Origin of the sequence: Nitrospira sp. (assembly GCA_015709715.1) — a bacterium.
Classification (GTDB): domain Bacteria; phylum Nitrospirota; class Nitrospiria; order Nitrospirales; family Nitrospiraceae; genus Nitrospira_A.
This window is the reverse complement of record CP054184.1, coordinates 3288932-3300997: the sequence shown is the minus strand read 5'-3', so window position 1 is coordinate 3300997 and position 12066 is coordinate 3288932. Positions and strand designations below refer to the sequence as shown.

Sequence of the window (12066 nt, the reverse complement as noted above, 5' to 3'; positions counted from 1 at the left end):
GTAATGGTCTGACTGTTTCATCCTAACTATGACCACGGCCCCCCAGCGATCCCTCGCTCCCTTCCTTGGCCTGACGGTACTCTCGCTGTGCGTCGGATGCGCGCCGGATGAATCCCCCTTCCGCCAGGAAAACGACAACCTGCGCAAGCAACTTGCAAAACAGGAATCGCTCATGACCTCGCTGCAGGACGGCAACAAGGTCATGCAGCAGCAGATCGACTTGCTCAATCAGGAGCTGCGAGACGCGAAAAAACAAACGGAACAGGCGCAGACCGACGCGAAGGCGCTGATGGCCGAAACCAAGGCCCTCGAAACCAAACTCGCAGCCCAGCTCGCGGAGTCGAAGAAACTGACGGGTGAAGTGCAACGGACCGCCGCCAAAGCCGCGCAAGCCCTGGACAGCATCAAGATCGAGGAGAAAGGCTCGCAAGTCGAAGACCTGCCGCGCGCCCTGCCTATCGTGGGCAAGGCCGCCGAAGAAGCCTTGGCCCGAAACGGCTACCATGTGAAGGTGAGCGTCAAGACAGACCAAAAAGCCGTCTTCGTCACCGAGCGCAAGGTTTCCACGCCGACCTCCTTGGAGATGGCGGGATTTCGCAACCAGTATGTGGTGTCGCTCCAAGCCCTACCCACCAATGTCACCAGGCTCAGCGTAAAGGCCGACTTCGAAAAACTCGTCCAAGGCGGCCGCGTCCTCCCGGTCAGCGCCGAAGAGACCGCTGAAATCGAACGCCGCTTGATCGCCGAAATCGGCAAAGCCGTCTCCTCCCCGAGCAAGTTGTGACGACGCGCCGCCCCTCACTCCCACCGATAACAGTCTTGTACCATGCCGTCCTCGCGGCCCTACTGACACTCTGGGCCTGGTTATTGCCTGACCAGGCCGACGCGGTGCGTGCGACAAATCCACCCCCGACACCGGAACTGGCCAAACACCTGACCTCGATCATCAAACGCGCAGCTCCCTCGCCGATGGTGCATATTCCCGAAGGCCCTTTTCTCTTGGGCACCATTCGCGTCGACGACGATCCCTATGGTCTCTGGACGCAGTTTGACGATACGGAATTGCCTCAACACAAGGTCTGGCTCGACGCCTACGACATCGACCGATATGAGGTCAGCCTTGGCGAGTACCTGACGTACCTGCAAGCCCGCAAGATCCATCCCTCGAAGGATCTGCAGCATTTGATCTGGCACGTCATCACCGTGCACTCCGTCACGGATGAGACCCTTTCGCAATGGCCGGCCTTGTATGTCACATGGAGGGAGGCTGACGGCCTCTGCCGTTCCTATGGCAAACGCCTGCCGACGGAGGCGGAGTGGGAAAAGGCCGCCCGCGGCCCCAACGGCAATCTCTTCCCGTGGGGAGACGCACCACCTAGCGCCGGCCTCGCCATGTTCGGACAGCACCACGTCCACGAGATTCCAATCCTCGCGCCGGTGAGCAGCGGTGACGAGGGTAAGAGTTACTATGGAGTGCACCATCTAGCGGGAAACGTCGCCGAATGGGTGAACGACTGGTTCGGCTTCGACTATTACGCCTATATGCCGGAGCGGAATCCGCCCGGACCGACCAGCGGCCGATACAAGGGGCTCCGCGGCGGCTCCTGGAAGAGCAAACCCCAGATGCTCCGCACCGCGACCAGAAGCGGGTCCCCCATCGATCATCGCTCGGCAACGGTGGGATTCCGTTGCGCCAAATCGGTCTCCGTCGAGCCACGGTAACCCTCCCCGCCTCTGCCGATCGGCCCCAGAACGAGGTGTGCCACCGCCCAACATTCCAGACCGAACGGAAAGTACCCGGCATAACCAAGCGCCGGCATTTCGAAGAGCTTGAACGCATGGACAGAGGGAATCGCATACTCCCAATGAGCCAGGCTGCGCACGTTCCACAACTCCCAGAAGAAGCCGCAGATCAATGCCGCCAGCGCCACCGACCATAGTCTCCGCCAATCTCCTCGCTCCGCCTCCCGAAAAATCGTGGGCAGGCCCTGCAGCAATTCCAGCCCCGTGATCAGCATAAGCGGCGCCATCCACAACAAGGGGAAGAACACATTGGGCCAAATCCCGATGGCAACCAGGCCGCCCGCCGCCGCCCCGACCAGCGCCCAGCCAGTGCGCCCTCGATGCCCGAACGACAGCACGGCAAATCGATCCAAGCCGCCGATCAGCTGAGGATAGGTTCCGACCAATTCGGTGGTTCCCAATACGGCGGGCAACACGGTGGAAAACGGCAGCGTGGCCTGCCAGAGATACTCCCAACCGCTTAGATTTCCCCCGCCCACGTAATGCCAGTTTTGGGTGAACCGATTGAGGTATTCGAAACTCCACCAAAAGACGGCGCTCAGCGGGAACAGCGCCAGCACATACCGCGGACGGTCCAGCAACAGACATCGGCCGAGACGCCGGAACGTCAGTGCATTGACCAGCACGATGTACCCCAACCATAGCGGTGTGAACGTGAGCGGCTGAAGCGGGTGCATCCACTCCAGCCGAGTCCAGGCCAGAAACCACGCGACGACTGTCCAACCAAGGGCCAGGGTTCCCCACCAAGGAAAGGCCGCGACCGGTCGCAGCATCCGCTTGCAGCGTGCGCGAAACAGACACGTCACAAACGGCGCCAGGCTCGCCACGATCGCCGCTCCCAATAGCAGAAACGGCAGCCAAGCGAAGGGCGCATGAACGACCGACCGGGTCCTAGGTGGAAATTCGAGGTAGGGGTCGAGCGAGCGACCGGCCAGCCAAATCCCGGACAGAGGCGGCAACAGAATAAGCACCGGCACCGCGACCAGGACTGTCAGTCGGCGAAGGAGCCCGCGACCATGCTGTGTCTCATTCCGCAACAGCAATGCTCAGCCCACGTCGTTCAGGTGCAGACATTCTGGACAGGTTGTCCCGACGAGACAGAATGCGCGTATCAATGCGGCCGGATTGTGGTCGGTTGAGAAAGCCCGCGTAAAGTTAACCCCGCAAGAACAAGGCGAAAGTTAGCAAGGTGACGGGGTGGTGCTCCTCAGGCTCGGCACTTGAATCCCCCGTTTCCCGCTCCACGCCCCATCCTGCACCGGAATGGAGGAAAGACCATGCTGAAACATCTCTTGCTCACGCTCTGTCTTCTTAGTCCGATTCTCGAGATCACAACCTCCCCCGAGGTTGCCCATGCAGCGATGGCCTATACTCGAGTCAGCATCGAGGCCATCGATCTCACCGTTCCACGAATCACGTTCCGCACGATAGATGGACAGGTCTGGACCGTGCAGGCCATCTCGGTCGATGTCATCCGAGATGTACAGAAAGGCGACACCTGCAGCCTGGAACTCGACCCGGAAGATCGCGTGATCAAGGTCATCAAGCTTTCGCCCCCGGCGCCATAGCCCGGTCGATAGCGCCAACCGGCACAGCCCTTTGCCGAAGGAGATCCACAATGATTGACCACGGAACCCGACTCATCTCGTTGGTGGTGTTGTGCCTTTCGATGAGCAGTAGCCAGTTGTTCGCCCAAACCGATCAACCATCGATTGAAAATGGCGCCAAGGTCACGTTGGAACTAACCATCCGCATACCGACTGAACACCTGATGATCCCATCACATCGCAGCGAATATACCCACGGCGCCAACGAACTGATTCCGAGCCTAGAACAGGCGCTTGCCGGCATGCATGCCGGAGAGGGAAAGCGAGTTGAACTCGCTGCGGATCAGGCGCTTGGACAGTACGACGCACAGAAGAAAATGACCGTGGCGAGGGCTCAGCTCCCTTCGACCGCATCAACGAGCGACATCATGACCACCTCGGAAGGTCAGCCGTTCACCGTCGTCACCCTGACGCCCGAGTCGGCGGTCATTGACTTCAACCATCCGTTGGCTGGAAAAGCGATCGTCCTCGATGTCCGCGTCATCCAAGTCAAGCCGAAGGCGTGAGCGCTCTTCAAATCCACACACCTTCGCAGCCACCGGGCAGTGTGGGAGGGTGAGGAGTACCCGTCCAGAGATCGACGATGGTTCGAGTGACCAAGGCTCATGGCGCCGTTTCTGATCCTTGCCGCATCCCGTGCCGTCATTTTCAAGTCGCAATCCAACGGATGGGCCGAGGTGCGGTAACTACATCCGCCCTTCATCCAACTCGATCGCATCGACCCAGGTTGTCGCCGGAGGCAGAGCGGTCACCGGTACGCCGCGCTTCGTGGCGATTTCTTGCAGGCGCCCCTGATACCGCTGCCGTGCCGCGTCGTCCTTCGGCCCACCGGTTAGGAGCCCCTTCGACCATTGCGCAATCTCGTTATCGGAATGCGTTCGGCCGTTGGCCTTCACCCAGGCCAACAACTCATCGTCGCTTCCACCCGCCAACACCCGCTGCTCGAAGGCCTTCGGATCGATCTGCAAAAAGTCGATCAGATATTTATCGAACCCGACCGTGATGTAGTTGTAATCTTGAATCTTGCCCGCATGGCGCAGGCGAATCTTGTCGATCAACCGCGCCAGGTGAGCGATGCCGCCAAGAAAGACTTTGGGGCTGCGGGGATAGGTTTGTTGCGTCATAGTCACTGCATTCCTTTTTATTGGGAGCGTCACCATCAAACACGATCTTCCCTCGAAATCGACGACTGCGTTTATGCCGATGCACTTTCACCAGCAAACGAAGCCCCTCCTCCATCACAGCTTTCTTGCTAGCAAGGCCCGCTGACTTTAGGGGAGGTACTCCTGATACGTTCTCGGGCCAATCTGGCTCATCGATATGTTGCCGATGATCGGCGTGAGGAGGCGAGAACGACGCTGGCAGGATGTTCAGCGGCTTTTCTTCGCCGACTTGCCCGCTTCGAGGTACTGATTGATCCCCGCCGCCATCTTGCGGCCTTCGGCGATGGCCCACACGATCAGCGAAGCGCCGCGTTTGGTGTCGCCGCCGGCGAAGACGCCGTCGAGGTTGGTCATGAAGTCGGTATCGACGGTCACGCAGCCGCGCGCATCATAGGCGACTCCGAGGCTATCGAGGAGGCCGTTGCGCACGGGACCGGTGAAGCCCATGGCGAGGAGGACGAGGTCGGCATCCAACTCGAAATCGCTGTTGGGCACCGGCACGAACTTGCCGTTTTCGAACTGCACGCGGTTGGCATGGAGCTTGGTCACATGACCGTTGTGGCCGGTGAACTTGGTGGTGGAGACGCTCCACTGGCGGTCGCAGCCTTCTTCATGAGCATGCGACGTGCGCAGCATCATGGGCCACAGCGGCCAAGGCGTGGAGGTCGCGCGCGACGGCGGAGGCTCGGGCAACAGTTCGAATTGGTGCGCTTCGCTGCATCCCTGTCGATGCGCTGTCCCTAAGCAATCAGACCCCGTGTCGCCGCCCCCGATGATGACGACCCGCTTGCCCTTGGCGGTAATCGGTTCTTCCGTGACGGGGATGCCTGCAGTCCGCTTGTTCTGCTGGGTGAGGTACTCCATGGCGAAGTGGATGCCCTTGAGCTCTCGCCCAGGCACGGGCAGGTCGCGGGCGAGTTCGGCTCCCATGGTCAGCCCGACAGCGTCGAATTGCCGGCGCAACTGTTCGCCGGTGATATCCGTGCCGACGGCTACGCCGGTTCTGAACTCGACCCCTTCCGTCTTCATCTGTTCCAGACGCCGGTCGATGACCCACTTCTCCATCTTGAAGTCCGGGATCCCGTAACGCAGCAGCCCACCGATTCGATCTGCCTTTTCGAAGACCGTCACGCTGTGCCCGGCTCGCGCCAGCTGTTGGGCAGCGGCCAACCCCGCCGGTCCAGAACCCACGATCGCCACCGTCTTTCCCGTTTTCCTGACGGGCAAGGCCGGTTCGACCAGCCCCTCATTGAACCCGCGGTCGATGATGTTCCATTCAATGATGCGAATCGAGACCGGATCACTGTTGATGCCCAACACACAGGCTCCTTCGCAAGGAGCGGGGCAGAGGCGGCCGGTGAATTCAGGAAAATTATTCGTGGTATGGAGGGCCTTGAGCGCGTCTTTCCAGCGCCCCCGATACACGAGGTCGTTCCATTCGGGAATCAGGTTCACCACAGGGCAGCCGGTATTACCCTGACAAAAGGGTACGCCGCAATCCATGCAGCGCGCGCCCTGGATCTTGAGCTTATCCTCGCTGATGGGCTCGTACATTTCCTTCCAATCGAGTATGCGCAGCTCGACCGGTTTCCGCTTCGGCCCCTCGCGGGCATATTTCAAAAAGCCCTTTGGATCACCCATCTGGTAACGGTCCCTCTGCCCGGTTATTTGGCACTCTTGGCCGCGGCGGCCTTTCGCTCGGCCAAGACACGCTTGTAATCGATCGGCATAACTTTCACGAACTTCGGCAACATGACTTCCCAGGCATCCAGAATCCGCTTGGCATTCCGGCTGCCGGTGTAGAGGAAGTGCGAGGTGATCATGTCGTGCAGTAGCTTCTTATCATCTTCGCTCGCAACCTGCTCCAGCTCGACCATACCGAGGTTGCAGCGTGACTGGAACTTGTCCAGTTCATTGAGCACGAAGGCCACGCCGCCCGACATGCCGGCCGCGAAGTTTCGCCCGGTTCGCCCCAACACCACCACCACGCCGCCGGTCATGTATTCGCAGCCGTGGTCACCGGTGCCTTCGACGACGGCTCGCACCCCGCTGTTCCGCACGGCGAACCGCTCACCGGCCATGCCGTAGAAGTAGGCTTCGCCTTGCGTCCCGCCGTAGAGCGACGTGTTACCGACCAGAATGGTTTCTTCCGGCGTAAAGAGAGACTGTTTCGGCGGGAATACGATGATCTTTCCACCGGACAGTCCCTTACCGATGTAGTCGTTCGACTCGCCTTCCAAAATGAGCGTGATGCCGCGCGAGAGGAAGGCTCCGAAGGACTGTCCGGCCGAGCCGTTGAACTTGATCGTGATGGTGTCGGCAGGCAGCCCTTCCAGACCGTACTTCTTAGCAATCCGGCTGGAGAGCATGGTCCCGGCGGTGCGGTTCAGATTGCGAATCGGCAGCTCGAGCGACACCTTCTCCCCCCGCTCGATAGCCGGCGCACATCGTTCGATCAACGTCCGGTCCAGAATGTCGGCGATGCCGTGATCCTGCTTTTGCACACAATAGCGCGCCACGTCCGGCCCTACATCGGGCATCGCGAGCAGCGGCGCAAGATCAAGTCCCTTCGCCTTCCAATGGTCGACGGCCTTCTGCACCTTGAGCTTATCCACGCGGCCCACCATCTCGTTGACCGTGCGGAATCCGAGCTTGGCCATGATCTGGCGAAGCTCTTCGGCTACGAAGAAGAAGAAGTTCACCACATGATCGGGCTGCCCCGTGAACTTCTTGCGCAGCACCGGATCCTGCGTCGCGATGCCGACCGGACAGGTGTTCAGGTGGCACTTCCGCATCATGATGCAGCCTTCGACGATGAGCGGCGCTGTCGCAAACCCGTACTCTTCCGCGCCGAGCAAGGCCGCGATGGCCACATCACGCCCGGTTTTCATCTGGCCGTCGGTCTCGACACGGATGCGACCGCGCAGGTCATTGAGCACGAGGGTCTGGTGCGTTTCCGCCAACCCCAACTCCCACGGAATACCCGCATACTTGATGGACGACAGAGGCGATGCGCCGGTGCCGCCGGAATCCCCGCTGATGAGCACCTTGTCCGCATGGGCCTTGGCGACACCCGCCGCCACGGTCCCGACGCCGACTTCGGAGACCAGCTTGACGGAGACGGCCGCATCGGCATTGGCGTTCTTCAGATCGAAGATCAGCTGTGCCAGGTCTTCGATCGAATAGATGTCGTGGTGCGGAGGCGGCGAAATCAGCTGCACTCCAGGCGTCGAATACCGCAGCCGCGCGATGTTTTCGTCGACCTTATGGCCCGGCAGCTGGCCGCCCTCGCCCGGTTTGGCACCCTGCGCCATCTTGATCTGCAGTTCCTTGGCATTGACGAGGTAATGGCTCGTGACGCCGAATCGCGCGGACGCGACCTGTTTGATGTAGCTGTTGCGGGAATCGCCGTTCGGAAGCGGGGTGAATCGCTCGGGGTCCTCCCCGCCCTCACCGGTATTGCTCTTCGCGCCCAGCCGGTTCATGGCGACGGCCAGCGTCTCGTGCGCTTCCCTGCTGATCGAGCCGAAAGACATGGCCCCGGTGGTGAACCGCTTGACGATCTCTCTAGCCGGCTCAACCTCCTCCAATGGAATCGGCTCCGGCAGGTACTTGAAATCCAGCAGGCCGCGCAAATTCGACCGCCGCTTGCTCTCATCGTTCACGAGTTGAGAGAACTCGGCAAAGGTCTTAGGATCATTATTTCTCGTCGCGTGCTGCAGTTTATAGATGGTGTCGGGGTTCCAATTGTGATGCTCGCCTTGGATGCGGTAATGGATCTCTCCGCCGAAATCCAATTGCCGGATCGGCACCGGCTCATAGGCCACACGGTGACGGCGCAACGACTCCTCGCCGATCTCGCGGATGCTGATGCCTTCCACGCGGGACGGCGTGCCGGTGAAATACCGATCGATCAGTTCACGATTCAAGCCGATCGCCTCGAAAATCTGCGCGCCACAATAGGACTGCACGGTGGAAATGCCCATCTTCGAGAAGATTTTGAGCAGGCCCTTGTTGATGGCCTTGATGTATTTACCCTCCGCCGTCTGAGCGTCGAGGCCTTCGGGTAGGTACCCATCGCGCTCCAGGTCGACGAGCGATTCGAACACGAGGTAGGGATTGACCGTGCCGGCGCCGTACCCGATGAGGCAGGCGAAGTGATGCACATCGCGCGGTTCGCCGGTTTCGACCGTGAGGCCGACTTCGGTTCTGGTGCATTCCCGGACCAGATGATGATGCACCGCCGCCACGCCGAGCAGGCTCGGAATGGGCGCATAGTCTTCATTTACCCCACGGTCGCTGAGAATGAGGAACTTGTACCCTTCGCGGATCGCCTGCGAGGCCTGCTTGCACAGGTCGTCCACCGCGGCGCCCAGCCCTTCCGGCCCCTCGGCCACCCGGAACAACATCTTCAACGTCTTGCTCTTGAAATGCGGGTCGGCCAGCTCGCGGATCTTTTGCAGGTCGGCATTCGTCAAGATTGGCTGCTTGACCCGGATGCGGCGGCAGGACTCGGGGTTCTCATCCATCAGATTGGGCTTCGGCCCGATGCTGGTGGTCAGCGACATCACCAGCTCTTCCCGGATCGGATCGATGGGCGGATTCGTCACCTGCGCGAACAGTTGTTTGAAATACTTGAAGAGCAGCTGCGGCCGATCGGACAACACGGCCAGCGGCGTATCCGTTCCCATCGAGGAGATAGCTTCCTGCCCGTCGACCACCATCGGCGTGATGACCATCTTGAGTTCTTCGACCGTATAACCGAACGCCTGTTGACGTTGCCGGATCGTGGGATGGTCCGGCTGCGGCACGTTGATCGGTTCCGGCAATTCGTCCAACGAGATGCGGTGTTCGGTGACCCACGACCGGTAGGGCTTACGCCGCACGATGTCGGCTTTCACTTCCTCGTCGTCGATGATGCGGCCCTGCACGGTGTCCACGAGAAACATCCGGCCCGGCATCAACCGGCCCTTCTGGCGGATCTTCTGCGGATCCATCGGCAAGACGCCGGCTTCGGAGGCCAGCACGACCAAACCGTCGGTGGTGACCTGGTACCGGCAGGGTCGCAACCCGTTCCGATCCAGGGTGGCGCCGATCAACTTGCCGTCGGTGAAACAGACGGCCGCCGGTCCGTCCCAGGGTTCCTGCATCGCAGCGTGGTATTCGTAGAAACCGCGGCGGTCCAAGTCCATCTGCGGGTTGGCCACCCACGGCTCGGGAATCAACATCATCATGGCGTGCGGCAAGGAACGGCCGCCGAGCACCAAAAATTCCAGCGCGTTATCCAAACTGGCCGAATCGCTCTGGCTCTCGTAGACGATCGGGAACAGCTTTGTCATGTCTTCGCCGAACAGCTCGGAGTTCAGCCGGCCTTGCCGAGCGCGCATCCAATTGACATTGCCCTTGAGCGTGTTGATCTCACCGTTATGGCAAATGTAGCGATAGGGATGGGCCAGCGGCCAGGTCGGGAACGTATTCGTGCTGAACCGCGAGTGAACGAGCGCCAAGGCGCTGGTCAGACTGCTGTCGGTCAGGTCCTGATAGTACTGTGGAATCTGATGCGGGAGGAGCAGGCCCTTATAGACAATCGTGCTGCTGGACAGGCTGGGAATGTAGAAGTACTCCCGGCCTTCGATGGCGGATTCGCGCACCGCCCGTTCCACCGACTTGCGAATGACGTAGAGGCGCCGTTCGAACTCGTCCTCCGTAAAAATCCCGCGGGCGATGAACACCTGCCGCATGAAGGGTTCGGTGGAGCGCGCCACCGGCCCGATGGCGTCGCTCTTCACCGGCACATCGCGCCAACCGAGCAGTTTCGCCCCTTCGTCCTTGATGACACGAGCAAACACGGTCTCGCATTGAGCGCGCGCATCGGCATCGGGCGGCAAGAACACCATGCCCACGCCATATTCGCCCGCGCCGGGAAGCTTGATCCCGCTGTCCTTCACGACGCGCTTGAAGAACTCGTGGGGCACCTGCAGCAAAATGCCGGCGCCGTCACCGGTGCAGGGGTCGCAGCCTTGCGCCCCACGGTGAGTCAGACGTTCGAGGACCTGCAGCCCTTGCTGGACGATCTGATGCGACCGCTGCCCCTTGATATCGACGACGAACCCGACGCCGCACGAATCTTTCTCGTGCTGCGGATCATAGAGCCCTTGCTTGAGAGGGAGTCCTGGTACGTTCATGGCACGTGTCTCGTTACGCTGGCAGGCAATTACCTGGAGAACAGAACGCCCATACGGGGACGTTGAAGCTGTCGAACGACCACGGTGACTGCTACCATCCTTTTGGGGAAATGAAATGAGCAGCCACCTTACTGGATGCAACGGGAAACTGTCAAGAGAACGGCCGTGCCATCCGCGCGACAAATCGAGCGACTGGCGCTTGACTTAGTGGAGTTCACTGCCCTACTATCCGCCCCATGCCGAACGGACCGACCACGCTCACACTGCACAGCATGGCTGACGTGTGGGACGTGTATCGAGGCGAATTGGACGGGGTTGAGGAGCAGATCCGGAAGAACCTCGATTCCAGCGTCGCCCTCGTGAACACGGTGGCCGCTCACATCCTCAACAGCGGCGGCAAGCGGATTCGCCCCCTCTTCGTCCTGCTCAGCGCCCATCTCTGCGGATACGCCGGTCGAGACCACCAGGTGCTCGGCAGTCTCGTAGAATTCATCCATACCGCCACCTTGCTGCACGACGATGTCGTCGACGATGCCGACTTGCGCCGAGGTCGCCGGACCGCAGGCAAAGTGTGGGGGAACCAAATCAGCATTCTGGTTGGCGACTACCTCTATTCACGGGCCATCTGCCAGATCGTCGACTTCCGCAATCAAGGTATCAACGAAGCCCTTTCCGAAGCCTGCCGCAAAATGGCCGAAGGCGAAGTCTTGCAGTTGTATTACAACGGCAACCCCTTGATGCCGGAGCCAGAATATCTCCGCATCATCGAGCACAAGACGGCAGGGCTCATCGCGGCAGCCTGCAAGATCGGCGCGATCGTGGGTGGGGCAACGGAAGAGTTACAGGAGGTGCTGTTCCGGTTCGGGCAGCGCCTGGGCATTGCATTTCAACTGGCGGATGACACCCTGGACTATGCCGCCAACGGCGAACATCTGGGCAAAACGATCGGCCAAGACCTGCGACAAGGCAAGGCCACGCTTCCGCTGCTGCACCTATTGCAGCATTGCGCAGAACAGGATCGGCAGTTGATCAAGGATCGGATGGAGACGCGGGCCCTCACGGATGAGGAACTCCGTCGCATCGTGGCCTTGATGCAGGAGTACGGCTCCATCGCCTACGCCATGGAGCGAGCACGCGCCTTTGTGGCGGCCGCCAAGCGCGACCTGGACCTGTTCCACGACAGTACCGCCAAGCGAGCCCTGTCCATCGCCGCCGATTACATGGTCACCCGCGACCGCTGAATCGCCGCCGCCGGTTTCGTCAATGCCCACGCTCCGCTGACGTACCTGTTCCACGACAACCCCGGCT

9 protein-coding genes are annotated in these 12066 nt (G+C 60.6%); 5 read left to right on the top strand and 4 right to left on the bottom strand.

The window, feature by feature from the left end; translation table 11 throughout:
- Window positions 1-28 precede the first annotated feature (28 nt).
- Window positions 29-784: a hypothetical protein gene (locus HRU82_15870; GenBank protein QOJ36325.1), complete on the top strand. Its 756-nt coding sequence runs from the start codon at window positions 29-31 to the stop codon at window positions 782-784.
- Complete coding sequence (locus HRU82_15865; protein ID QOJ36324.1) at window positions 781-1722, top strand: SUMF1/EgtB/PvdO family nonheme iron enzyme; 942 nt, start codon at window positions 781-783, stop codon at window positions 1720-1722. Before HRU82_15870 ends, HRU82_15865 begins: the two co-directional genes overlap by 4 nt.
- Here HRU82_15865 and HRU82_15860 read toward each other — a convergent pair.
- Window positions 1662-2780, bottom strand: a complete 1119-nt coding sequence (locus HRU82_15860) for a hypothetical protein (GenBank protein ID QOJ36323.1) — start codon at window positions 2778-2780, stop codon at window positions 1662-1664. The genes HRU82_15865 and HRU82_15860 overlap by 61 nt on opposite strands.
- Window positions 2781-3080: 300 nt before the next feature.
- Here HRU82_15860 and HRU82_15855 point away from each other — a divergent pair, with 300 nt between their 5' ends.
- Together HRU82_15855 and HRU82_15850 are read left to right on the top strand one after the other, a co-directional pair.
- Window positions 3081-3371, top strand: a complete 291-nt coding sequence (locus HRU82_15855; GenBank protein ID QOJ36322.1) for a hypothetical protein — start codon at window positions 3081-3083, stop codon at window positions 3369-3371.
- A 50-nt stretch (window positions 3372-3421) separates the two neighbouring features.
- Entirely contained in the window at window positions 3422-3916 is a 495-nt protein-coding gene (locus tag HRU82_15850; GenBank protein QOJ36321.1) for an FKBP-type peptidyl-prolyl cis-trans isomerase, read from the top strand.
- A gap of 180 nt (window positions 3917-4096) precedes the next feature.
- Here HRU82_15850 and HRU82_15845 read toward each other — a convergent pair whose 3' ends face one another.
- From HRU82_15845 to gltB, 3 genes are all read right to left on the bottom strand, one after another.
- Window positions 4097-4534: a DUF5069 domain-containing protein gene (locus HRU82_15845; GenBank protein ID QOJ36320.1), complete on the bottom strand. Its 438-nt coding sequence runs from the start codon at window positions 4532-4534 to the stop codon at window positions 4097-4099.
- Between the two features lie 246 nt (window positions 4535-4780).
- The gene (locus tag HRU82_15840; protein QOJ36319.1) at window positions 4781-6214 is read right to left on the bottom strand and encodes a glutamate synthase subunit beta; all 1434 of its coding nucleotides are present in this window, start codon (window positions 6212-6214) and stop codon (window positions 4781-4783) included.
- Between the two features lie 23 nt (window positions 6215-6237).
- Window positions 6238-10758, bottom strand: a complete 4521-nt coding sequence (gene gltB, locus HRU82_15835) for a glutamate synthase large subunit (protein QOJ36318.1) — start codon at window positions 10756-10758, stop codon at window positions 6238-6240.
- 236 nt (window positions 10759-10994) lie between these two features.
- Here gltB and HRU82_15830 point away from each other — a divergent pair, with 236 nt between their 5' ends.
- Complete coding sequence (locus tag HRU82_15830; GenBank protein QOJ36317.1) at window positions 10995-11999, top strand: polyprenyl synthetase family protein; 1005 nt, start codon at window positions 10995-10997, stop codon at window positions 11997-11999.
- Window positions 12000-12066 lie beyond the last annotated feature (67 nt).

What these genes read in the sequence shown, in the direction of transcription:
- HRU82_15845 (QOJ36320.1), bottom strand. Translation starts at nt 4,534, where the DNA reads ATGACGCAACAAACCTATCCCCGCAGCCCCAAAGTCTTTCTTGGCGGC.
- HRU82_15840 (QOJ36319.1), bottom strand. Translation starts at nt 6,214, where the DNA reads ATGGGTGATCCAAAGGGCTTTTTGAAATATGCCCGCGAGGGGCCGAAG.
- HRU82_15830 (QOJ36317.1), top strand. Translation starts at nt 10,995, where the DNA reads ATGCCGAACGGACCGACCACGCTCACACTGCACAGCATGGCTGACGTG.
- HRU82_15870 (QOJ36325.1), top strand. Translation starts at nt 29, where the DNA reads ATGACCACGGCCCCCCAGCGATCCCTCGCTCCCTTCCTTGGCCTGACG.
- HRU82_15855 (QOJ36322.1), top strand. Translation starts at nt 3,081, where the DNA reads ATGCTGAAACATCTCTTGCTCACGCTCTGTCTTCTTAGTCCGATTCTC.
- HRU82_15850 (QOJ36321.1), top strand. Translation starts at nt 3,422, where the DNA reads ATGATTGACCACGGAACCCGACTCATCTCGTTGGTGGTGTTGTGCCTT.
- gltB (QOJ36318.1), bottom strand. Translation starts at nt 10,758, where the DNA reads ATGAACGTACCAGGACTCCCTCTCAAGCAAGGGCTCTATGATCCGCAG.